Genomic DNA, 21,433 nt, shown 5'->3' with positions numbered 1-21,433 from the left:
GAGCGGGCCTTCGGGCTCGCTCTTTTCTTTTGTGGCCACGGGCTACATACAGTGGGCAGTTTCAGACCTGAACGGAGGCCCGCATGTCCCTCTCTGACATCGAACACCGGATAAAAGCCGCCTGTGACGCCGCAGGGCGCGCGCGCAGCGACGTGAAGCTGATCGCCGTCTCAAAGGTACAACCGAACGAACGGGTTGAAGCCGTGCTTGAGGCTGGTCACCGGCTGTTTGGGGAGAACAAGGTGCAAGAGGCCGCAGGCAAATGGCCCGCTTTTCGCGACACCTATGACGGTGTGTCGGTCCACCTCCTCGGGCCGCTCCAGACCAACAAGGTCAAACAGGCGATGGAGCTTTTTGAGGCGATACACTCCGTTGATCGGGAAAAGCTGGCGCGCAAGATCGCGGATCAGGCGCAGGAGCGCGGCACCTGCCCCGACCTTTTCTTACAGATCAACACGGGCGAAGAGCCGCAAAAGGCGGGTGTGATCCCCTCGGACGCGGATGCGTTCATTGCGACCGTACGCGCGCTCGACCTGCCGATTGCCGGGCTGATGTGCATCCCGCCCGCTGATGAGGAGCCTTCCTTGCATTTCGCGCTGTTGGGCAAGATCGCAGCACGGAACGGCATCACGGGCTTGTCGATGGGGATGAGTGGCGATTTTGAACGCGCGATTGCGCTCGGGGCCACGCATATTCGCGTTGGCTCCGCGATTTTCGGTGCGCGCGACTACGGCTGAACGATCAGGCGGCTTTGCTGTGTCCAGCGCTCCGCCAGCCAAATCAGATCACGGCGGCAGAACGCAACGCATCCTTCGGTCGCCCAACCGGGACGGCGCCATATGTGCAGAAAAATCGCAGAGCCAGCACCGGGGCGCACGAGCGCGCTGTTCCAATCGGTGACCAGCACAAGATCGTAAAGCGGATCGGCCCTGAACAGGCGCTCATGCCGGTAGGGATGCGGACGGCGCACGCGCCTGTTGTAATCGGGGTCATCAGCATCGTCGGACCACAGATCGCCCGGCCCAATCGGTTGAAGCCGGAGGCAGGATCGCGGCGGGGCAAGACGATCCGCGCGGTAATATCCCTTGAGCAGCCGATGACTACCCGCAGGGGTGGCTCCGTCGCCTTCCCTCTTTGCACGGGTCACACCGCCCTTGCCCATGGCGCAGGGCAGAACACGCGGCCCAAACCGCGCGCGCCCATTCTGCACGATCAGGTCGGTCACAGGTCGTGACCGCTCTTGTCCCGCTTGGTCGCGAGGTAAGCGCGGTTCTGCTCGGTCTGGCCGACGCGCAGCGGCACGCGCTCCGCCACGGTGACGCCGCCTTCGTCCATCATGCGGACCTTGCGGGGATTGTTGGTTAACAGCCGGACAGAACGCACGCCCATCGCCTGCAAAATCTCAGACCCGACACGGAAATTCCGCTCATCATCCTCAAAGCCAAGCCGGTGATTGGCCTCAACCGTATCAAACCCTTCATCCTGCAAGGAATAGGCGCGCATCTTGTTGGCAAGGCCGATGCCACGGCCCTCCTGATTGAGATATAGGAGCAGCCCCGCGCCCTCCTCCGCCATCTGTGCAAGTGCCGCGCGCAATTGCGGGCCACAGTCGCATTTCAGCGATCCGGCCACATCGCCGGTAAAACAGGCCGAATGCAGCCGGGTCAAAACCGGCGCGGCGCGATCTGGCGTGCCGATTTCGATGACATAATGCTCTTCTGCCCCGTCCCGGGCGCGAAACACATGCACGCGCCCAGCCTCGGCCACATGCAACGGCACGCGCCCGGCGGACACTTCCTCAAACGGGCTCCAATGGGACAGGTAAGTGTCTAGCGTCGCCTGTGACACCAGATGCAAGCCATTCTCGTCAGCAAACGGGCCCGCGTCCGGCAGCGGGATGGTGAGCACCGCGGGCAACAACTGCGCCCGGCGGGCCAAGGTGACGGCATGGCGGTGCAACCCCGCATCGCCGTCACGCTGAGCGATATAGGGGCCTTTCATCGGATAGCGCAAATCGGCGGCGGGATCGGCTGTCGCCTGAAGCCATGTCAGGCTCTCCTCCCCCGTCAGGGCGATGCGCGCAATGTCGCCATCATAGGCCCGCGCGCGCAGCGTATCCGCCCGCCGGGCCGTCAATACCAGCACGGGCGCGCCAAGCTGGCGCAACTCGTCCCACCGCGTGGTGTTCAGCGTTTCAATCGGCAGGGCAAGCAATCCGCTACCATCAGGGGCTGCAAGCACGACAGGAACACCCATCCGCATCTCTGCCCGTGCGCGGGCGATCTGCTCCTCCTGTGTCGGACCGATAGCCATGCGCGCCCCTTTTCCAGCCTTCCTATCAGCCCGGATATGTAACATTGACCGGGAATGCAACACAGGGGCGTGAGCGGATGACACACAGACTTGAACACAAACAGCTTCCCGCTCAAATCCGGTTGAACACAAACTCAACATGGAGCCTGTCATGAGCACATTACGCAAAATCCTCCTCGTGGATGATGACGAAGATCTGCGCGAAGTGCTTGCCGATCAGCTTGTCCTTACGGATGAGTTCGATGTTTTTGAGGCGGGCGACGGGGCGGATGGCCTCGCCAAGGTGAAATCGGGACATTACGACCTGATCATCCTTGATGTGGGTTTGCCCGACATGGATGGTCGCGAATTGTGCCGCCTGATGCGCAAGCAAGGGGTGAAAAGCCCCGTGATGATGCTGACCGGCCATTCCACGGACAGCGACACGATCCTCGGGCTCGATAGCGGCGCGAATGACTATGTGTCCAAGCCGTTCAAATTCCCGGTCCTGCTCGCCCGCATCCGCGCGCAACTGCGCCAACATGAACAGAGCGAGGACGCGGTGTTCACCGTCGGCCAATACACGTTCAAACCATCGGCCAAGATGCTGGTGGACGATGCAGACCGCAAAATCCGCCTGACGGAGAAGGAAACGAACATCCTCAAATTCCTCTATCGGGCCAATGATGGGGTCGTTCCGCGGGACGTTCTGTTACATGAGGTCTGGGGTTACAATTCGGCTGTAACGACTCATACCCTTGAAACGCATATCTACCGACTTCGCCAAAAGATTGAATCTGATCCCTCCAATGCAACCCTACTCGTCACTGAATCCGGCGGATATCGGCTTGTAGCGTGAGTTTTGAGTGAAATAAGGCGTAAATTGACAGATTGAGGCGAACTTTTGTTGCGCTGAGTGCTGCGACGCAATAGAGTGAAGATGTCGGTTGGGACCCCCCAATTACCGCAACCGACTGAACGCCACTTTATCCCCCCTCCAAAGTGGCTATCCCTCTGGGATTTCCGCCTGGCCCCTCCCCCGGGGTCAGGTGGTTCCTTTTCAGGGGGTAGGTTTTCCGCATAATTCGGGCTTGTACCGCATGGGCGCACGGGCCAATCTTGCGGCGACCAAGAGGGGGAGCTCATGTCGATTAAAGTCTGCACCTGGAACATCAACTCCGTGCGGTTGCGCGCGCCGATTGTGGAGCGGCTCCTGCGCGACGAAGCGCCCGATGTCCTGTGCTTGCAGGAAACCAAATCGCCGGTCGATAAAATCCCCGTCGAAGTGTTCGCGGATGCGGGCTATGCCCATATCGTTGCCCGGGGGGAGAAGGGCTATAATGGCGTCGCGATCCTGTCGCGCCTGCAGATTGAGGATGCCGGATCGCATGATTTCTGCGGCAAGGGCGATGCCCGTCATGTTGCCGCCCGCCTGCAAAACGGGATGACCATCCACAATTTCTACGTCCCTGCGGGCGGGGATGAGCCGGACCGGGACAAGAACGTCAAATTCGGCCACAAGCTCGATTTCCTATCAGAAATGCGCGACTGGTTCACGGCAGAGCCTCCCACGCGGGCGGTATTGGTGGGCGATCTGAACATCGCCCCTTTGGAGGATGACGTCTGGTCCCACAAACAGCTTCTTAAGGTCGTGTCGCACACCCCGATTGAAGTGGACCACCTTGCCGCTGTGCAGGCCGCCGCCAATTGGCAGGACATCACCCGCCAGCATATGCCCGAGGGAAAGGTTTATTCCTGGTGGTCGTACCGGGCGAAGGACTGGTCCGCCGCGGATAAGGGCCGCAGGCTCGATCACATCTGGGCCACCCCCGATATGCGGGCCGTTGACGGCTCCTCCCGCATTCTGCGCGACGCGCGCGGCTGGGAAAAACCATCTGACCATGCCCCCGTTTTTGCGGAGTTTCACGAATGACAGACGAAGTACGCGTGCTTACCGATGGCCCCATCGGCCATATCATCATGAACGCGCCCAAGCGGCACAACGCGTTGACCATGGACATGCTGGCGGTGATGGGCCGCGCCCTCGATACATTCGAGGCCGATCCGGCGATCCGGGTGATCGTGATCGGCAGCAGTGGCAAATCTTTCTGCGCGGGGGCCGATTTCGGCACGATCCGCGCGGGCAAGCTCACCGAGAATCCTTATGCGAAATTCATCGACCGGCTGGAGAACGTGCGCCAGCCAACGATTGCGGCCCTCAATGGCGGGGTCTATGGCGCGGGCTTCGATCTGGCGCTGGCCTGCGATTTCCGCTTTGGCGTGCGGGGGATGAAGGCGAGCATCCCAGCAGCCCGGCTCGGCATCTACTACCCGCCCGACGGGATCGAGCGGGTGGTCAACCGGCTTGGCCCGGAAGTGGCACGGCGCCTGTTCCTTGCCGCCGATACGCTGGGCGATATGGACCTTTTGCAAAGCCGGTTCCTGACCTCCATCGTGCCATTGGATCAACTGTCGGAAAAGACCGTCACCGCGGCCCACCACATCGCGAGCCTCGCGCCCGATGCTGTGCAGGGCATGAAGATGGCGATCCTTCAGGCAGAGCATCAGCACCTTGATACCGCCGCATCCATTGAGAAAATGATGCGCAGCTTCTCCTCCGCCGAGCATAAGGAGGGGCTTGCCGCGCTCAAAGAGAAACGCACGCCGAAATTCGACGATCCGACCCTCGGCTAAGGCGGGAAAGCCAAACGCAACAGGGCCACGCAGCGATTGCGTGGCCCTTTGCCGTTTAGCGGCGGATGACTTCGGGGATCAGACCGCGCGGGCTGAACCGCATGACCGTGAGCAGGATCAACCCCATCAACAGGAGGCGCATATGGGGCGCGGCATCCAGCAGATGCGCGCGGATCGCGCTGTCCTCACCGAACCCAGCGGTGACGGCATCCATGATCAACAGGCCCGCTGGCTCCGCCTGCACCCAGACAAACCAGATCAGGAACCCGCCAAGGATCGAACCCCAGTTGTTCCCCGATCCGCCGACGATCACCATCACCCAGATCAGGAAGGTAAAGCGCAAAGGCTGATAGCTGCCGGGCGTGAATTGCCCTTCCAAGGTAGTGAGCATCGCCCCTGCCACGCCGACAATCGCAGAGCCAAGCACGAAAATCTGGATATGCCGCGCGGTCACGTCCTTACCCATTGCAGCCGCCGCATCGCGATTGTCGCGAATGGCGCGCATCATCCGCCCCCATGGGGAGCGTAACGCTCGCTCCGCCGCCCAAGTCAGCACGATCAGCACAATGAGGAACAGCGCGGCATAGCCGCCCCGCACAACAATTGACGACAATTCATTGACCGACATGCTGAGCGTATTGGCAAGGTCGATCAACCAAGGCGCCTCCTGCAAATCCACTTCATAGGGGACAGGGCGCGACAGGCCCGACACGTTCTTCACGCCACGCGCGAGCCAATCCTCGTTTTTCAGCACGGCAATGACGATCTCCGAAATGCCAAGCGTCGCGATGGCAAGGTAGTCGGACCGCAGGCCGAGCGCGATCTTGGCCACGACCCACGCGGCCCCCGCCGCGAAAAGCCCGCCCACCAGCCAGCTCAGAATGATCGGCAGGCCCAAGCCCCCGATATTGCCAAACTGCGCCGGATCAAGCGCCTCGATCGCATCCGTTGCCGGATCGAAAAACGCGCGGATCGTGAAAAACCCGATGATAACGGCCAACAGCGTGATGAGACCACGCATCCGGCTCGCGGGCAGGCGCTTGCGGATCTGCGCGACGATCACCCCGGTGACCACCAGCGCCAGCCCGGAGGACAACAGGCCAAGCCCACCCGCGCTCCATGCCTCGGGTCGGGGCGGCAGGCTGACAAGCACGGCAGCGACACCGCCCAACGCGGCAAACCCCATGATGCCCACATTGAACAGCCCGCCATATCCCCACTGCATGTTCACGCCCAGCGCCATGATCGCCGAGATCAGGCACAGGTTGATGATTGAGATGGCCAGCGTCGGGCTTTGAAACACCGCGACCGCCGCAAGCGCCGCGAACATCGCGGCAAACAGAAGGATATTGCGCATCAGATCACCTTCCCCCGGAACAGGCCGGTCGGTCGGAACAGCAGCACCACCACTAGAATGACGAAACTCACCGCGAATTTGTAATCGGTGGACAGAAGCTGCACCAATCCATCAGGCGCAAGGTTTTCGGGCAACAAATGCCCAAGGAAGCGTTTATAGGCATAGGTCACGGTCACTTCTGAGAACGCGATCACGAACCCACCGGCAATCGCCCCCACCGGATTGCCGATGCCCCCCACAATCGCGGCGGCGAATATCGGCAGCAAAAGCTGGAAATAGGTGAACGGTTTGAATGATTTATCCAACCCGTAAAGCACACCCGCAATCGTGGCGAGCGCGGCGGCGATGATCCATGTCACCATCACAACCCGCGCCGGATCAATCCCGGACAACAGTGCCAGATCCTCATTGTCGGAATAGGCGCGCATCGCCTTGCCCATCCGTGTGCGGTTCAAAAACCAGAACAGGGCGATCACGATCAGGATGGCAACCACCAGCGTGATCGCCTGAGTGGAGCGCAGCGCCAACCCTTCGGACAGCCCGCTCCATGCCTCAAAATCGCGCGCCCGCACGATGAACCGTTCCCCATCGGCAAACCGCTGGTCATCCGGCCCGATGATCAGGCGCACGACACCGTTGAGGATGAACATCACACCGACCGACGCGATCACAAAGGTAACCGGCGCCGCCCGCTTCTTGCGGTAAAAGCTATAGACCGCGCGATCCATGAACAGCGACATCACAGCCGCAATCGCGATCCCGAAGGGCAGCGCAAGGAGTGCTGTCGGCAGCACCCCGAAACTGATCCCCATGCTCTGAAACCACCATGTGACAAGGATCGTCGCCATGGTGCCAAAGGCCATCAAATCACCATGCGCGAAGTTGGAGAACCGCAACACCGCATAAATCAACGTGACCCCCAGCGCCCCGAGCGCCAGTTGCGCCCCATAGGCAAGGCCCGGGATCAGCACGAAATTCGAGAACAAGACCAATGCGTTGAGAATATCCACCATCCCTCAACCCCCCAAGAAACTGCGCCGCACATCGGGGTTCGCCAGCAGCGCCTCGCCCGTGTCGGTGTATCTGTTCTCACCCTGCACCAGAACATAGCCGCGATCCGCGATGTTGAGCGCCTGGCGCGCGTTCTGCTCCACCATCAGAATGGCGATCCCGGTGCGGGCAACCTCGATGATCCGGTCAAAGAGTTCATCCATGACGATGGGGCTGACACCCGCGGTCGGCTCATCGAGCATCAGGACACTCGGTTGCGTCATCAGCGCGCGGCCCACGGCCACCTGCTGACGCTGCCCCCCGGATAGCTCCCCCGCGGGTTGCCGCCGCTTCTCCCCGAGGATCGGAAACAGATCGAACACCTGCTCCATCGTTCCCCGAATATCATCGCGGCGCAGATAAGCGCCCATTTCCAGATTTTCCTGCACGGTCAGGGAGGTGAACACATTCTGCGTCTGCGGGACAAAAGCCATGCCCTTGGCGACCCGCGCCTGAGGCGTCAGCGCCGTGATATCCTCGCCCTCCAGCCGCACGTGTCCGAGCCGCAAGGGCAGCATCCCGAACACGGCCTTCATCGCGGTGGATTTCCCGGCCCCGTTCGGCCCGACGATCACCGCGATCTCTCCCTTCTCCACTGCGATGGTGCAGTCATGCAGAATATCGGCACTGCCATAGCCGCCGGTCATGCCGTCGCCGATGAGGAAACTCATGCCCAATTCACTTTCTTCAAATATACCCCGCCGGAGGCATGTTTTGCCCGCAGGGGAAAACCAAGAATAATCATGCCGTAGGCTCCTTATTCTTCAATCCGGTCCCGAGATAGGCTTCGATCACGCGCTCGTCGGATTTCACGGCCTCTGCCGTGCCTTCGGCCAGAACCGCGCCTTCCGCCATCACGATCACCGGGTCACACAGTCGAGAGATGAAATCCATGTCATGCTCGATCATGCAGAACGTGTAGCCGCGCTCCTTGTTAAGCCGCAGGATCGCATCGCCGATGGTGTTTAACAGCGTCCGGTTCACACCCGCGCCGACCTCATCAAGAAACACGATCTTGGCGTCCACCATCATTGTGCGGCCAAGCTCCAGCAGCTTTTTCTGCCCGCCCGACAGGTTCCCGGCCAATTCGTCGGCCACATGGGAAATCTCCAGAAATTCGATCACCTCATCGGCTTTGCGCCGCAGATCAGCCTCTTGAGCGGCGACCTGACCGGGGCGCAGCCATGCGTTGAGCAGGCCCTCGCCCATCTGCCCGCCGGGCACCATCATCAGGTTGTCGCGTACCGTCAGGGTCGAAAACTCATGGGCGATCTGAAAGGTCCGCAACAGCCCCCGGTGGAACAGTTCATGCGGCGGCAGGCCGGTGATCTCCTGCCCGTCCAGATATACATGCCCGGATGTCGGCTGATAGTGACCGGCAATCACGTTGAACAATGTCGTCTTGCCCGCGCCATTCGGGCCGATCAGCCCGGTGATGGAGCCGCTCGCGATTTCGATGCTCGCACCGTTCACGGCACGGATCCCACCAAAATGCATATGCAGGTTTTCAACGCGGATCATGGGCACCCCCTTGCAAAGCGGCCCGGGAATTATCCCGGGCCGCCTGATTGGTAAAGTTGAAAACGGATCAGCGGTTGCCGATGGGCGTCAGAACGCCACCGATCACCTCATACTCGATATAGGCGCCAGCCGCTTCGCCCGGGCCGATCAGTTCCACGCCGGTCGCGCCCTGATAGTTGATGTTCACACCCGCTTCGAGCAGTTGCAGTGCAACACCAAGCTGGCCGGGGCCAATCGGAACACCCGGCGCGTTCGCGACGTTGAGGAGGTTCTGCGCCACGGCCTCACGGGTTGCTTCGCCACCCGCCTGCATCGCCAGAATGATCAATGCTGCCGCGTCATAGCTTTCACCACGATAGGGGCCATCGCCTTCGATCCCGTTCGCTTTTGCCATCGCGTCAAAGAAGGTGAACGCATCGCCCGTCGCACCTGGCGCGGTGCCATAGGTTCCGTCGATGTCGGAGCCAAGCGCCTCGGTCAGGCTGTCCCCGATCATGCCGTCGCCCAGCACGAACGTGTCGAACGCGCCGCTGTCGAGGGAGGATTGGATGATCCCGCGACCACCCTGATCGACATAGCCGAACACGGCCAACGTGTCGGACCCGGCGGCGGACAATGCACCCACTTCAGCGGAATAGTCGCCCTTGCCGTCCTCATGCGCCGCCGTGATCGACACGGAGCCGCCCGCAGCGGTGAACGCCGCCTCGAACGCATCGGCAAGACCCTTGCCGTAGTCATTGTTGGTGTAGGTCACCGCGATGTCGGTCACGCCACGCTCGCCCAGAATTTCCGCGATTACCTGACCCTGACGCGCGTCAGACGGTGCGGTGCGGAAGAAAAGGCCGTTATCGTCAATCTCCGACAGGGCAGGCGAAGTCGCGGATGGCGACACCATCACGACGCCATTCGGGATCGCCACGTTGTTCGCCACTGCCGTGGTCACGCCGGAGCAATCCGCGCCCATGATCGCCACAACTTCGCTCGCGGTGATCAGACGCTCTGCCGCGGCGGTCGCAGCGGAAGCATCGACGCAGGTGCTGTCCGCACGCTCGGTCAGGATTTCCTTGCCCATCAGGAAGTTGCCGGAGGCGTTCGCCTCAGCCACGGCAAGCTCTGCGCCTGCGGCCATGTCGGGGGTCAGCGATTCAATCGGGCCCGTGAACCCAAGGATCACACCGATCGTGACCGGTGCGCCATGGCCCATGCCGAATGCAGATGTCGCGGTGAGCGCGCTGATCGCGGCCCCTGCCAAAAGCTTCTTCATTGTCTTCTCCCATGTTGGTGCGGGTTGTCCGCACGAATTTGTCTGGCCGTATCAAATCCCTAAGACATTGACGGTTGCAAGCGCAAAACTGTGGGAAAACGCCCCATTTCGTTGCGTCATGCGACCAATCGGCGGCTCTTTCCACAGAATGGAGCAGGGTCGGGTTAGAGTGCCGCACCGCCCGCATAAAACGCCTCTGTCGGGCGGATATGGCCGGTCAGGATGCCGCGCCGGTTGCGTTCTTCTGCCGCCAGATAGCGTTGGATCACCGGATCATCCGCATGGGCAACACCGAGCCGCACCAGAAGGGCCGCGATAACACATTCGGAGGCACGGGTGGCACCATCCTCAATCTTGATCGCGATCCCGAAGCCATGCTCCGGCAGAATGGCAGAGAACACTGCCTCCGCCCCCGTTTTGATCGCGGCGCGCCCGGGCATCGCGCGCATCATCTGGGTGCAGGCGCGCCCTTCTCCGGCGACAAGCTCGGGATGCGCCATCATCGCCTCCACCAGCCGGGACGCCGCGCGCCCTCGGGTGGGGCCAAGGGTTTCGGGCCGCGCCATCTTGGCCAAGGCGGTCGCAAACCCTTTCATCGTCGTGGCGAAATTCGGGGCCGAGCATCCGTCGATCCCGTAACCGGGGGAGGTATCCTCCGTCATCTCATCATGGGCGGCGCGCACGGACTGCTGCACTGGGTGGTCCGCCTCGACATACTCCGCCCCGCCGCCAAGATGACGGTTGAGCGTCAAAAAGCCGGAATGCTTGCCCGAACAGTTGTTGTGAAACTGACACGGCTCCTCCCCGTCGATCCGCATCTCGGTCGCGCGGTCCGTGTCATAGGGATAATGGGCGCCACAGCGAAAATCCGCTTCCCGCAGGCCAAGGCTGCTGGTCCACTTCTCGACGCGTTCGGTATGGATCGCGCTGCCCTGATGGGACGCACAGGCCAAGGCCAACTGCTCTGACCCGAGCCCCGCCGCATCCGCCGCCCCACTTTCGACAAGGGGCAGGGCCTGAAGCATCTTGCAGGCGGATCGGGGCAGCATCACCGCGTTCTCATCACCCCATGACGCGACGACCTGCCCGGTCTCATCCACGATGACCGCATGGCCGCGATGGCTCGATTCAGGAAACTCCCCGCGCCATGTCTGCACCAACTCAACCGCGCGATCAGAACTCTCAGTCATCCCATAACTCCTCGACGATTCCATCGCCGAGGGTATCGCGTAGTTTGGCAAATGCCAGTCTGATCCGGGATTTCACGGTGCCAAGCGGCAGGGAAAGCCGCTCTGCGCATTCGCCATGGCTCAGCCCCTCATAGAAGGAGAGGCGCAAAAGATCGGCCTGTGCTGCGGGCAATTCATTGAGGGCCGCACGCACAAGGGCCGCGCGCTGCTCCACGCTCAGTATTTCGGCGCTGTCTGGCTCCGGGTCACGCTCCCAAAGGGGATCATCCGGGTCTAGCTCCCGGCGGGAGGCTTTGCGGATCATGTCGATCCGGCGGTTCCGGGCGATGGCAAAGATCCATGTGCTGACCGCTGCCTTGTCTGCGTCAAAGCTGCCCGCGCGGCGCCAGACGGACACCATGACCTCTTGCGCGGCTTCCTCGGCCTGATCGGCGGCCATGCCCCAGCGCATCAGGAATCCCTTCACCCGCCCGGCATATCGCCCGAACAGATCAGCAAAGGCCGCACGATCCTGCGCCGCCGCGATCCGCTGGATCAGGGCCGCATCGGACAGGTCCGCCCCATCGGGGCGTTCGTCCTGTGCATCTGTCATTTCGACCTGATCCAATTCGACACTCGCAGCTTCGCCAAATTCGCGCCAATCGCGCTGCGAAAGGGGGTAGCGAACACCCCTTAAGATTGGCTACATTATCAGGGTAAAATGAAAACAGAACAAGTCACAGCTTGGCTAAAATAGTTGTGATTCAAAATGTTAGCCGCGTGAGGCGGGCGATCCGAGCGGAGAGGCAAATGCAAACCAATATCTTGAAATCGCTTTATATGGCTGTGGGCATGGGTGTTGCGACACTCAGCCTGCCTTCAGCAGCCATCGCGCAACAGACCGTGCCGAGCGTGGCCGGTTTTGACGACTGGAGCGTTTTTGAAACCACAAGCGGCGCGAAAGAGTGCTGGATCGCGTCCGCACCCACCGAATCGACCGCATCCCGCGGCGGGCAAACGGTGACCGTGCGCCGGGGGGAGATTCGCATGATGGTGACCTTCCGCCCCGGCTCCAATGTCGAGGGTGAGGTGAGCTATACCGGCGGGTACACCTTTCAGGAGGACAGCCGCGTGCGCGTCGCCATTGGGGATACCAATTTCGATCTGTTCACAGAGGGCGAATGGGCATGGCCCGCCCGCCCCGCTGACGATCAGGCGCTGGTTGCCGCGATGCGCGCCGGCGCGCGGGCAATCGTGACCGGCACATCGAACCGCGGCACCCAGACCCGCGACGTAATCTCAGCCATCGGTTTCACCAACGCGTTCAACGACGCCCGGCGGCGCTGTAGCTAAGCACGCAGACCAAATGAAAAGGAGAGCGACCATGACCCGGACAAAGAGAACACAACTCGCAGCGGGGCTTGGGAGCGCCATGGTCGCCCTCTGCGCCACGGGTGCGGCTGCGCAGGATGCCGTGCCGCTTGGTGTTTGCGGTGTGACGAACGGTGCGATTGGCTGGGTTGGCGGCACCCGCGCGGCGTCTGATCCGGGGATGGTGGGCGATTATGTCGATACGATCCAAACCGTGTCAGAGCAGCGCACCTATACCGCCATTTTCGAGCTGTCCAATGCGGGCCTTGTCCGGCTCGAAGCCGCCGCGACCAATTTCGACGGCGATCCGGTGATCACTCTTTTTGATGAGGCCGGCGCCTTTCTGAACAGCGATGATGACGGCGGCGGGGCGCTCAATTCGCGGTTGGAGATGGACCTTGCCCCCGGCACCTATTGCGTTGAGGCCAGCGGCTTTGGCACGGAAGTGTTTGACGCAACCATCCGGGTCGGGCTGGCGGATATGGGCCATGCGGCCCTGACCGAAGGCACCTTCTTTGAGGATGAGGTGACCTGCACGCCAGAGACAGACGCGCTTTCCATCGGGGCGATTGGCAGCGATCTGTCGGATGCGCCCGTTATCCTGACGGCCAGTGCCGCGGACACGCCCTTTTATCGGTTCTCCTTGATGGAGCCGATGCCGATCACGCTGACCGCGCAGAATGAAGATGCCGATCCGGTATTGCGCGTGTTTGACAACACCGGTGCGCAATTGGCGGAGAATGACGATTCTGACGGGTTGAACTCCCGCATTGACCTTGCTGATCCGCTGCCAGCAGGCACCTATTGCGTCAATGTCGCGGCCCTCAGCGATACCAACGCACCGATCACCGTGTCCCTGAGCGCCTATGACGAGCAGGCTTATCTCAACAGCCTCTATGCGCGCGGCGAAACGACCCCGCCGCTTGATGGCAGCTATCCGGTGGCCGATCTTGGCCTCTTGGAGACGCGCCAGCGCAGCGAATTGCGGGTCACCAGTGACGCGCAATGGGTGGTGTTCGAAGTACCCGAGCCGGGACTTGTTCTGATCGAGGCCGTGTCGGTCACTGGCGGCGATCCCTATATCCGCCTGTTCGACGATTTCGGCCGCTCGGTCGGGGAGGATGATGACAGCGGTGGCGATCTGAATTCGCAACTCGCGGCCAAGGTTGGCGCGGGTCAGTACCTTCTGGCTGTCACCGACCTCAACAGCGACAGCCCCCAGCGCACGCGCATCGCCGTGCAACGGTACGTCGCCGCCCGCTGACCCATGACAGCCTGATCTGGCGCGTTGCCCGATCATCTGCTATAGGCTCCAAAAAACGCCCCTCGCATTCCGGGGGGCGTCTTTATTCGTGAGGAAGATGCCCATGACCGCGACCGCACCCGTGACGCAAGACATGCTGACCATTCCGCGCAAATTGCCGGAGGGGCTGAAACCGAACCTGATCGGCATGACCCGAGAAAAGCTCGCAGAGGCGCTGCGCGCTGCTGGCACGCCCGACAAACAGGTGAAGATGCGCACGGGCCAAGTCTGGGGCTGGCTCTATCAAAAGGGCGTGCAGGATTTCGAGGCGATGACGAACCTCGCCAAACCCTACCGTTCCATGCTGGAGGAGCATTTCCGCATCGCCCGGCCAGAGGTCGTGACCCGCCAAATCTCTGAGGATGGCACCCGCAAGTATCTGCTGCGCATTGATGGCGGGCATGAGGTGGAAACGGTCTATATCCCTGAAACGGATCGCGGCACGCTCTGTATCTCCTCCCAGGTGGGGTGCACGCTGACCTGCTCTTTCTGCCACACGGGCACGCAAAAACTGGTGCGCAACCTGACCCCGGCGGAGATCGTGGGCCAAATCCTCGTTGCCCGCGACGACCTTGAGGAATGGGGCAAACCCGCAGATGACAAGCGGCTGGTGTCCAATATCGTGCTGATGGGCATGGGGGAGCCGCTCTACAACACCGACAATGTGCGCGACGCGATGAAGATCGCGATGGACGGCGAAGGCATCTCCCTCAGCCGCCGCCGCATCACCCTGTCCACCTCCGGTGTCGTGCCAGAGATCATCCGCGCAGGTGAAGAGATCGGCTGTATGCTCGCTATTTCCTTCCACGCGACGACGGATGAGGTGCGCGACAAACTCGTCCCGATCAACAAGAAATGGAATATCGAGGCGTTGTTGCAGGCCTGCCGCGATTACCCGCGCCTGAGCAATTCGGAACGGATCACGTTTGAGTATGTGATGCTGAAAGATGTGAACGACAGCGATGAGGACGCCCGCCGCCTTGTGAAACTGATCGAAGGCATCCCGGCCAAGATCAACCTCATCCCGTTCAACCCATGGCCCGGCTCCCCCTATGAGCGGTCCACCCGCAAACGGATCGAGGCGTTTGGCGATATCGTGAACAATGCCGGCTATGCCAGCCCCGTGCGCCGCCCCCGTGGGGAGGACATCATGGCCGCCTGCGGACAGCTCAAATCGGCAACCGAGCGCGCCCGCAAATCCCGCGCCCAGATCGCGGCGGAAACCGGCAGCGCATGAATCCCGAAGTCTATGGCGTGAAATCTGACCTCACGGCATGGATCGTGAACGAAAAGGTCGCGATCACGGTTGGCTTTGTGCTGCTGGTTCTGCTGGTCCGCTGGGTGTCACTGCGGGTGATCCGGGGCAAGGGCGGCTATCTCAGCGACGCGCAGCGGCAGCGCATGTCCATCGCGCGCTCGTCGACGACGATTGCCATCGCGCTGGGATTGATCGGCTATTGGCTTCCTGAAATCGAGAATTTCGCTTTCTCCATCGCGGCCTTCGCCGTGGCCATCGTGATCGCGACAAAGGAACTGATCCTTTGCCTTGGCGGCGGGCTGGTGCGCGGCCTGTCGGGCGCGTTCGCCACGGGTGACTGGATCGAGATTGGTCCCCACACCGGGGAGGTCGTCGACCGCGATGCCTTCACCACCAAATTACAGGAATTCGACCGCGTCGAGTTTCAATATACCGGGCGGCTGATCACACTGCCCAATTCCCTGTTTCTGACCACGCCGGTGGTCAATCACACGTTCCGCAAACGCTATATCTATCACGAATTCACCATCCATTCCGAACCGGTGCCACGGGCGCTGGAGGCACAAGAAGTGATCCAATCCGCGATGGATGTCGCATGGGCTGATCTGAAGGACGTGGCCGAACGCTATGCCGCGATGATCGGGCAAAGGTCCGGCATCGTCCTGCCCGACCCCGCGCCAGAGGTGCACTTGCGCACCGCCGAATTCGGGAAGTTTCGTTACACGGTCAAGGTGTTCTGCCCGCGCGAGAAAGCGGCAGAAATGGAGCAGATCGCCATCGCCGCATGGATCGGCTGGGTGGAAGCCCAGCCTTGGCAATTCGCGGGCACCAACCCGGTGACGCCTGAATGACCCGCAAGGATCGGATTGATGCGACCGGCGCGGCCTTCCTGATCGGGATATCGGCGCTGCTCGGCCTGAACCAAGTGCTGATGAAGCTGATCAACGCGGGCATGTCGCCCGTATTTCAGGCCGGGATGCGGTCGGCCTGCGCGTTTCTGCCCGTGCTGCTCTTTGCGTGGATCATGCGCCGCCCGCTGACGCTCAAGGATGGCAGCCTGCCCGCCGGGATCATCGCAGGCGTGATTTTCGCGCTGGAGTTTATCCTTTTGTTTCAGGCGGTGGAGTTTACCAGCGTCGCGCGCGTGTCCGTCCTGTTCTACACCATGCCGGTGATCGTCGCCCTTGCCGCCCACTGGCTGATCCCGGGTGAGCGGCTGACGCCTCTGCGTGTCATGGGCCTTGTGATGGCGGTGCTTGGCGTCGGCGTCGCACTTCTGTCCCGCGACCCAGCAACCGGCAGCCTTAGGGGGGATATGATGGCCCTTGGCGCTGCGGCCTGCTGGGCAGCGATTGCGCTCTTGGCCCGCACGACCAAGCTTAGCCGCGCCTGCCCGGAGATGCAGCTTCTCTACCAGCTTGCGGTCTCCGCCCCGATCATGCTGGTCTTGGCCCCTCTTTTCGGCCCCCTGATCCGGGAAATGACCGGCACCATCGCCGCACTCTTTGCATTTCAGGTGCTCGTGGTGGTCGCTTTCGGCTTTGTCACATGGTTTTGGGTGCTGTCGATCTATCCCGCGTCAGATATGGCGAGCTTTAGCTTCCTCGCACCGGTCTTTGGCGTGATCTTTGCTTGGGCGATCCTGAATGAGCCGATTACGGCGGACATCCTGATCGCCCTCGCACTTGTCGGCACGGGCATCTATTGCGTGAACCGGCGCCGTAAGGCACGGCCCAAACCCGTTTCACTTTCCTGAAATATCCCCGCCGGAGGCATAAAAGTCAGCGCGCCCAGCGCGCCTCCGCCGCGTCATCCTCTTCGCGCGCATCGACCCATGCACCGCCATCGGCACCCGTTTCCTTCTTCCAGAACGGCGCGCGGGTCTTGAGGTAATCCATGATGAATTCCGCCGCCTCAAACGCCGCCTGACGGTGGGGGGAAGCGGTCAGCACCAGTACGATCTGCGCGCCGGGGGCAAGCGGGCCAAAGCGGTGGATGACCCGCACGCCCTGTAGCGGCCAGCGCGCTTCTGCCTCAGCTACGATTGCGCTCAACGCCCGCTCGGTCATGCCGGGATAATGTTCCAGCTCCATCGCCGTGATCGGCCGTCCGCCCCCCATATCGCGCACAAGCCCGGTGAAGCTGACCACCGCACCGATATCCGTTCGTCCGTGGGTCAACGCGGCCATCTCCGCGCCAATGTCAAAATCCTCTGTCTGAACGGAGACGGACATTCAGCCCCCTGTCATCGGCGGGAAAAACGCGATTTCGCGCGCGCCGGTGATATCGGCGTCGAAATCCGTGACATCCTGATCTACCGCCACTTTCAGCGCGCGCAGATCGGCAAAGGCCGCGGCGTAGCGTTCCTCGCGCGCGCGCAATTCCTCGATCAGGTCCATCACCGTTTTGGCGGAGGTTTCGACCTCCTCGCGCGGTATCCCGATCCGCTCCCGCACCCATGCGAAATAGAGCACTTGCATCGCCTTACCCCTTGTCACGCTCGGTCAGCACCGGCAGCGCCTTGGCGAAATAGTCCCAGCCGGTCACTGCCGTCAGCACAGCGGCGAGCCACAAAAGCGCCAGACCGCCGCCCATGACCATCCCCGCCAGATCAGATCCCCCGGCATCAAGCGCCGATGCGCCAAGCAGCACCGACAGCGCCACCATCTGCGCGGTGGTTTTCCACTTGGCCAATTGTGTGACGTCGAGTTTCACCTCACCCAGAAATTCACGCAACCCGCTCACCAGTACTTCGCGCAGGAGGATGATCATCAGCGGCAGCACGATCCAGACCGTCAGGCCAAACAGGCCGAGCACCACAGCGCAGGTGATGATCACCATCGCCTTATCCGCAATCGGGTCGAGCATCTTGCCAAAAGCCGATCCCTGATTGAACCGGCGCGCGATATAGCCATCCACGAAGTCCGTCAGCGATGCCCCGATGAACAGCGCCAGCGCAATCCAGTCCGCAGCAGGGCGGTCGAACAGCACATAGATCAGCCCGATCATCGGGGCCGCGATCACTCGCGCGATGGTCAGGATATTCGGGATGGTCCAGCGCATCAGCTTCTCCGCTCTCACGTTGGGCTGCGCCCAACAGCGTCGGGTGAGGTGCTCCCGCATTAGCGGGGGCCCGATCCGACGCTTCCTCCTACACTGTCACCGCTCCCCATGGAAGAAGGCGTAGATCGTTTCCGCGAGCGCCTGCGATATGCCCGGCACGGCCTTCAGGTCGGCGAGCCCCGCGCGGCTCACCGCCTTGGCCGAGCCGAAATGCGCCAGCAGCGCGCGTTTGCGCCCTGCCCCCACGCCCGGTATCTCGTCAAGCGGCGTGCGCGTCGTGGCCTTCGCGCGTTTCGCACGGTGGGTGCCAATGGCAAATCGGTGCGCCTCGTCCCGCAGGCGTTGCAGGAAATAGAGCACCGGATCGCGGAACGGCAGCGCCTTTGGCGGCATACCGGGGCGGTGGAAAATTTCCTTGCCCGCGTCCCGCTGTTCCCCTTTCGCGACGCCGATGATCTCCACATCCTCGACGCCCAATTCACCAAGTGCTGCGACGGTCGCAGACACCTGCCCCGCACCACCGTCGATCAGGATCACGTCGGGCCATTGGTCGGTCTTGCGATCCGGGTCTTCCTTCATCAGCCGGGAAAAGCGGCGATCCAGCACTTCTTTCATCATCCCGAAATCATCGCCGGGCGTGATGCTGTCACCCTTGATGTTGAACTTGCGATAGCTCGATTTCAGAAACCCGTCCGGCCCCGCCACGATCATGCCGCCCACCGCATCGGTGCCCTGAATATGCGAGTTGTCATAGACCTCGATCCGCTGTGGCGGACCATCAAGGTCGAACGCATCGGCCAGCCCCTGCAACAGCTTGGCCTGTGTCGCACTTTCCGACATCCGCCGCGCCAGCGCCTCCCGCGCGTTGCGGGCCGCCTGCTCGACCAGAAAATGCCGCTCCCCGCGCAAGGGAACGGCGATATCGACCTTGCGGCCCAGCTTTTCCGTCAAAGCCTCGGCCATCAGCTCTGGCGTTTCCAAGGGATGAGACATCAGGATCAGGCGCGCAGGCTCCTTCGTGCCGTAAAACTGGCCCATGAATGCCTCCAGCACCTCCGCCGGATCCTCCGCCCCGCCGGTGCGCGGGAAATAGGCGCGGTTGCCCCAGTTCTGGTTCGCGCGAATGAAGAACACCTCGACGCAGGCCTGCCCGTCCTGCTGGTGGAGCGCGATCACGTCCGCCTCCGTCACCGTGCGCGGGTTGATGTTCTGCGTGCCCTGCACATGGGCCATGGCGCGGATGCGGTCGCGCAGGGCGGCGGCGCGTTCAAACTCCATCGCGGCGGATGCCTCGGCCATCTGCTGCTGTAACTGCTCCTGCACCTTGGTGGATTTGCCGGTCAGAAAGCGCGTCGCGTCCTTGACCAGCGCGCCATACTCCTCCTCGCTGATCTTGCCGACACAGGGCGCGCTGCACCGTTTGATCTGGTGCAACAGGCAGGGGCGCGTCCGGCTGTCAAACATCGCGTCAGAGCAGTTGCGCAGCAAAAACGCCTTTTGCAACTGATTGAGCGTGCGGTTCACCGCCCCGGCACTCGCGAAGGGGCCGAAATAGAGCGCCTTATCCTTGCGCGCCCCGCGATGTTTCTTGATCTGGGGGAAGCCATGCGCGGTCGTGACCATGATGTCGGGGAAACTTTTGTCGTCCCTCAGCAGCACGTTGTATTTCGGCTTGAGCTGTTTGATGAGGTTCTGCTCTAGCAGAAGCGCCTCTGTCTCCGTCTCCGTTGTCAGGAACATCATCGAGGCGGTTGCGTCGATCATCCGGGCGATCCGGCCCGAATGCCCGGTCAGCTTCGCGTAATTCGCCACCCGTTTGCGCAGCGACCGCGCCTTCCCGACATAGAGCACCTCCGACTTCTCATTGAGCATCCGGTAGACGCCGGGCCGATCATCCAAAGATTTCAGATAGCTACGGATCACCTCCACGCCTGTCGGGACGGCCTGCGCTGTGGCGGCACTTTTGCCCTCTTCATCATAGGTCGGTGGTGATGGCGTTTCGGTCATTGTGACAGTCTCGTGATTCTCTGTCTTGGCTGCAACGGTGTGCTGTGGTGTTCAAGGAAAAAGGCATCCACGGAATCTGTGGATAACTCTGTGAGGAAAACCGCGCCCCTTGGAAAAAAGCCTTATCGACAAAGGGTTCATACGGATTGCCTATTTTTTGAACAGCACTAGCAGGGCATTGATTTTATTGGATAAAAAAGTTTTCCGGGGCTAGGCGATTGGAATCCTTAAGAGAATCTTAACAGGAATGTGAAGGAAAAGTGTCAAGTGGAAAAGTGTTGGTTGGACTCGTAATTTTCTTACTCAACGCCCAACACATCAGGGGTTTCCCAGCCCAGATGCTGGCCTCCATCCATACATAAGAGTTGCCCTGTAAAACCATCAACAGACAGGATAAATCGCAGCGCCGCGCAGATCTCAGACGGGTCGGATCCACGCTCCAAAATGGTCGCGGCACGTTGCTTTTTGAAGTGTTCAGCGGTCTGGCGTTCACCTTGCATCGTCGGGCCGGGGCCAATGGCATTCACGCGGATATGGGGCGCGAGACCCTGCGCCGTCATCTCTGTCAGGGCCCAAAGTCCGCGTTTCGCCACAGAATAGGTCAGGAATTCCGGCGTTGGCTTTTTGACACGCATGTCGATCAGATTGACGATTGCGGCTTGCGCCACCGGCTCTCCCGCGTCGTCGATCCGCGCCTGCGGTGCCTGCGCGGCGAAGGCTTGGGTCAATTGCAGCGGCGCGCGCAGGTTGGAGCCGATATGCCGATCCCAGCTTTCCTGTGTCGCGGTGTCGATCCGGTCATATTCGAAAATGGAGGCGTTGTTGATCAGCAGTGTCAGCGGGCCGAGGGAGGCCGTCACCTTTGGGATCAGCGCCTCCGTCTCTGCCCAGTCGAGCAGATTGGCCCCGACCGCAATCGCCTGCACGCCATGGGTGCGGGCCTCTGCCGCGACGGCCTGCGCCTCATCCTCACTGGAGTTGTAGTGGATCGCGACGTTCCACCCCTGAGCCGCAAGGTCGAGCGCCATGGCGCGGCCAACCCGCCGCCCTGCCCCGGTGATCAGCGCGTTTCCCGGTGTCATAC

Annotated in this window: 23 protein-coding genes; 9 read left to right on the top strand and 14 right to left on the bottom strand. The window is 61.6% G+C overall.

The features are described from left to right. Positions 1-83 precede the first annotated feature (83 nt). On the top strand, positions 84-737 hold the full coding sequence (locus tag FHS89_RS14725) for a YggS family pyridoxal phosphate-dependent enzyme (protein WP_184012885.1): 654 nt from the start codon (positions 84-86) through the stop codon (positions 735-737). Here the strand turns inward: FHS89_RS14725 and FHS89_RS14720 are convergent. Continuing rightward, positions 728-1,225 carry a L,D-transpeptidase family protein gene (locus FHS89_RS14720; protein ID WP_184012884.1) on the bottom strand — a complete coding sequence of 166 codons (498 nt, stop codon included), beginning with the start codon at positions 1,223-1,225 and terminating at the stop codon, positions 728-730. The two genes, FHS89_RS14725 and FHS89_RS14720, sit on opposite strands and share 10 nt — an antisense overlap. Beyond that, a complete protein-coding gene (gene ribA, locus FHS89_RS14715; RefSeq protein WP_184012883.1) occupies positions 1,222-2,313 on the bottom strand; it encodes a GTP cyclohydrolase II in 1,092 nt (363 codons plus the stop codon). The genes FHS89_RS14720 and ribA overlap by 4 nt, the downstream gene beginning before the upstream one ends. Before the next feature lie 151 nt (positions 2,314-2,464). Here ribA and FHS89_RS14710 point away from each other — a divergent pair, with 151 nt between their 5' ends. The 3 genes from FHS89_RS14710 to FHS89_RS14700 all read left to right on the top strand — a co-directional run bounded on the left by FHS89_RS14710 (position 2,465) and on the right by FHS89_RS14700 (position 4,986). Beyond that, entirely contained in the window at positions 2,465-3,151 is a 687-nt protein-coding gene (locus FHS89_RS14710; protein ID WP_184012882.1) for a response regulator transcription factor, read from the top strand. 285 nt (positions 3,152-3,436) lie between these two features. Beyond that, on the top strand, positions 3,437-4,225 hold the full coding sequence (locus FHS89_RS14705) for an exodeoxyribonuclease III (RefSeq protein ID WP_184012881.1): 789 nt from the start codon (positions 3,437-3,439) through the stop codon (positions 4,223-4,225). Further along, a complete protein-coding gene (locus tag FHS89_RS14700) occupies positions 4,222-4,986 on the top strand; it encodes an enoyl-CoA hydratase/isomerase family protein (RefSeq protein WP_184012880.1) in 765 nt (254 codons plus the stop codon). Before FHS89_RS14705 ends, FHS89_RS14700 begins: the two co-directional genes overlap by 4 nt. Positions 4,987-5,041: 55 nt before the next feature. Here FHS89_RS14700 and FHS89_RS14695 read toward each other — a convergent pair whose 3' ends face one another. The 7 genes from FHS89_RS14695 to FHS89_RS14665 form a co-directional block, all read right to left on the bottom strand. After that, a complete protein-coding gene (locus FHS89_RS14695) occupies positions 5,042-6,343 on the bottom strand; it encodes a branched-chain amino acid ABC transporter permease (protein WP_184012879.1) in 1,302 nt (433 codons plus the stop codon). Next, the gene (locus tag FHS89_RS14690; RefSeq protein ID WP_184012904.1) at positions 6,343-7,353 is read right to left on the bottom strand and encodes an ABC transporter permease subunit; all 1,011 of its coding nucleotides are present in this window, start codon (positions 7,351-7,353) and stop codon (positions 6,343-6,345) included. The genes FHS89_RS14695 and FHS89_RS14690 overlap by 1 nt, the downstream gene beginning before the upstream one ends. A 6-nt stretch (positions 7,354-7,359) precedes the next feature. Continuing rightward, the gene (locus tag FHS89_RS14685) at positions 7,360-8,070 is read right to left on the bottom strand and encodes an ABC transporter ATP-binding protein (protein ID WP_221229454.1); all 711 of its coding nucleotides are present in this window, start codon (positions 8,068-8,070) and stop codon (positions 7,360-7,362) included. Positions 8,071-8,134: 64 nt separating this feature from the next. After that, a complete protein-coding gene (locus FHS89_RS14680) occupies positions 8,135-8,914 on the bottom strand; it encodes an ABC transporter ATP-binding protein (RefSeq protein ID WP_184012877.1) in 780 nt (259 codons plus the stop codon). Between the two features lie 67 nt (positions 8,915-8,981). Then, complete coding sequence (locus tag FHS89_RS14675; RefSeq protein WP_184012876.1) at positions 8,982-10,178, bottom strand: ABC transporter substrate-binding protein; 1,197 nt, start codon at positions 10,176-10,178, stop codon at positions 8,982-8,984. 164 nt (positions 10,179-10,342) lie between these two features. Continuing rightward, the gene (locus FHS89_RS14670) at positions 10,343-11,368 is read right to left on the bottom strand and encodes an asparaginase (RefSeq protein WP_184012875.1); all 1,026 of its coding nucleotides are present in this window, start codon (positions 11,366-11,368) and stop codon (positions 10,343-10,345) included. After that, entirely contained in the window at positions 11,361-11,960 is a 600-nt protein-coding gene (locus FHS89_RS14665; RefSeq protein ID WP_184012874.1) for a sigma-70 family RNA polymerase sigma factor, read from the bottom strand. The genes FHS89_RS14670 and FHS89_RS14665 overlap by 8 nt, the downstream gene beginning before the upstream one ends. 197 nt (positions 11,961-12,157) lie before the next feature. On the opposite strand from FHS89_RS14665, the gene FHS89_RS14660 reads away from it, so the two are divergent. The 5 genes from FHS89_RS14660 to FHS89_RS14640 all read left to right on the top strand — a co-directional run bounded on the left by FHS89_RS14660 (position 12,158) and on the right by FHS89_RS14640 (position 17,035). Beyond that, positions 12,158-12,700 carry an invasion associated locus B family protein gene (locus tag FHS89_RS14660; protein ID WP_246413946.1) on the top strand — a complete coding sequence of 181 codons (543 nt, stop codon included), beginning with the start codon at positions 12,158-12,160 and terminating at the stop codon, positions 12,698-12,700. A 31-nt stretch (positions 12,701-12,731) separates the two neighbouring features. After that, positions 12,732-13,982, top strand: a complete 1,251-nt coding sequence (locus FHS89_RS14655; protein WP_184012873.1) for an ABC transporter substrate-binding protein — start codon at positions 12,732-12,734, stop codon at positions 13,980-13,982. Between the two features lie 103 nt (positions 13,983-14,085). Beyond that, positions 14,086-15,258 carry a dual-specificity RNA methyltransferase RlmN gene (rlmN, locus tag FHS89_RS14650; protein ID WP_184012872.1) on the top strand — a complete coding sequence of 391 codons (1,173 nt, stop codon included), beginning with the start codon at positions 14,086-14,088 and terminating at the stop codon, positions 15,256-15,258. Continuing rightward, positions 15,255-16,130, top strand: coding sequence for a mechanosensitive ion channel domain-containing protein (locus tag FHS89_RS14645; RefSeq protein ID WP_184012871.1), 876 nt, complete (start codon positions 15,255-15,257; stop codon positions 16,128-16,130). The genes rlmN and FHS89_RS14645 overlap by 4 nt, the downstream gene beginning before the upstream one ends. Then, complete coding sequence (locus tag FHS89_RS14640) at positions 16,127-17,035, top strand: DMT family transporter (RefSeq protein WP_184012870.1); 909 nt, start codon at positions 16,127-16,129, stop codon at positions 17,033-17,035. Before FHS89_RS14645 ends, FHS89_RS14640 begins: the two co-directional genes overlap by 4 nt. 25 nt (positions 17,036-17,060) lie before the next feature. Here the strand turns inward: FHS89_RS14640 and moaE are convergent, their stop codons facing one another. From moaE to FHS89_RS14615, 5 genes are all read right to left on the bottom strand, one after another. Further along, positions 17,061-17,513, bottom strand: coding sequence for a molybdopterin synthase catalytic subunit MoaE (moaE, locus tag FHS89_RS14635; RefSeq protein WP_184012869.1), 453 nt, complete (start codon positions 17,511-17,513; stop codon positions 17,061-17,063). After that, positions 17,514-17,759: a molybdopterin converting factor subunit 1 gene (gene moaD / locus FHS89_RS14630; RefSeq protein ID WP_184012868.1), complete on the bottom strand. Its 246-nt coding sequence runs from the start codon at positions 17,757-17,759 to the stop codon at positions 17,514-17,516. A 4-nt stretch (positions 17,760-17,763) separates the two neighbouring features. Beyond that, positions 17,764-18,342: a CDP-diacylglycerol--glycerol-3-phosphate 3-phosphatidyltransferase gene (gene pgsA / locus FHS89_RS14625; RefSeq protein WP_184012867.1), complete on the bottom strand. Its 579-nt coding sequence runs from the start codon at positions 18,340-18,342 to the stop codon at positions 17,764-17,766. A gap of 96 nt (positions 18,343-18,438) precedes the next feature. Next, positions 18,439-20,349: an excinuclease ABC subunit UvrC gene (gene uvrC, locus FHS89_RS14620; protein WP_184012866.1), complete on the bottom strand. Its 1,911-nt coding sequence runs from the start codon at positions 20,347-20,349 to the stop codon at positions 18,439-18,441. A 299-nt stretch (positions 20,350-20,648) separates the two neighbouring features. Further along, positions 20,649-21,431, bottom strand: coding sequence for an SDR family oxidoreductase (locus tag FHS89_RS14615; RefSeq protein WP_184012865.1), 783 nt, complete (start codon positions 21,429-21,431; stop codon positions 20,649-20,651). Positions 21,432-21,433: the final 2 nt, after the last annotated feature.

It is taken from the genome of Rubricella aquisinus (assembly GCF_014199445.1).
Lineage (GTDB): Bacteria > Pseudomonadota > Alphaproteobacteria > Rhodobacterales > Rhodobacteraceae > Rubricella > Rubricella aquisinus.
The sequence above is the reverse complement of the archived record's forward strand: the minus strand, read 5'-3'. Positions and strand labels throughout refer to the sequence as shown.

Coding starts and splice junctions, on each gene's coding strand:
- FHS89_RS14725 (WP_184012885.1), top strand. CDS start 84: ATGTCCCTCTCTGACATCGAACACCGGATAAAAGCCGCCTGTGACGCC.
- ribA (WP_184012883.1), bottom strand. CDS start 2,313: ATGGCTATCGGTCCGACACAGGAGGAGCAGATCGCCCGCGCACGGGCA.
- FHS89_RS14710 (WP_184012882.1), top strand. CDS start 2,465: ATGAGCACATTACGCAAAATCCTCCTCGTGGATGATGACGAAGATCTG.
- FHS89_RS14705 (WP_184012881.1), top strand. CDS start 3,437: ATGTCGATTAAAGTCTGCACCTGGAACATCAACTCCGTGCGGTTGCGC.
- FHS89_RS14700 (WP_184012880.1), top strand. CDS start 4,222: ATGACAGACGAAGTACGCGTGCTTACCGATGGCCCCATCGGCCATATC.
- FHS89_RS14695 (WP_184012879.1), bottom strand. CDS start 6,343: ATGCGCAATATCCTTCTGTTTGCCGCGATGTTCGCGGCGCTTGCGGCG.
- FHS89_RS14680 (WP_184012877.1), bottom strand. CDS start 8,914: ATGATCCGCGTTGAAAACCTGCATATGCATTTTGGTGGGATCCGTGCC.
- FHS89_RS14675 (WP_184012876.1), bottom strand. CDS start 10,178: ATGAAGAAGCTTTTGGCAGGGGCCGCGATCAGCGCGCTCACCGCGACA.
- FHS89_RS14670 (WP_184012875.1), bottom strand. CDS start 11,368: ATGACTGAGAGTTCTGATCGCGCGGTTGAGTTGGTGCAGACATGGCGC.
- FHS89_RS14665 (WP_184012874.1), bottom strand. CDS start 11,960: ATGACAGATGCACAGGACGAACGCCCCGATGGGGCGGACCTGTCCGAT.
- FHS89_RS14660 (WP_246413946.1), top strand. CDS start 12,158: ATGCAAACCAATATCTTGAAATCGCTTTATATGGCTGTGGGCATGGGT.
- FHS89_RS14655 (WP_184012873.1), top strand. CDS start 12,732: ATGACCCGGACAAAGAGAACACAACTCGCAGCGGGGCTTGGGAGCGCC.
- rlmN (WP_184012872.1), top strand. CDS start 14,086: ATGACCGCGACCGCACCCGTGACGCAAGACATGCTGACCATTCCGCGC.
- FHS89_RS14645 (WP_184012871.1), top strand. CDS start 15,255: ATGAATCCCGAAGTCTATGGCGTGAAATCTGACCTCACGGCATGGATC.
- FHS89_RS14640 (WP_184012870.1), top strand. CDS start 16,127: ATGACCCGCAAGGATCGGATTGATGCGACCGGCGCGGCCTTCCTGATC.
- moaE (WP_184012869.1), bottom strand. CDS start 17,513: ATGTCCGTCTCCGTTCAGACAGAGGATTTTGACATTGGCGCGGAGATG.
- moaD (WP_184012868.1), bottom strand. CDS start 17,759: ATGCAAGTGCTCTATTTCGCATGGGTGCGGGAGCGGATCGGGATACCG.
- pgsA (WP_184012867.1), bottom strand. CDS start 18,342: ATGCGCTGGACCATCCCGAATATCCTGACCATCGCGCGAGTGATCGCG.
- uvrC (WP_184012866.1), bottom strand. CDS start 20,349: ATGACCGAAACGCCATCACCACCGACCTATGATGAAGAGGGCAAAAGT.
- FHS89_RS14615 (WP_184012865.1), bottom strand. CDS start 21,431: ATGACACCGGGAAACGCGCTGATCACCGGGGCAGGGCGGCGGGTTGGC.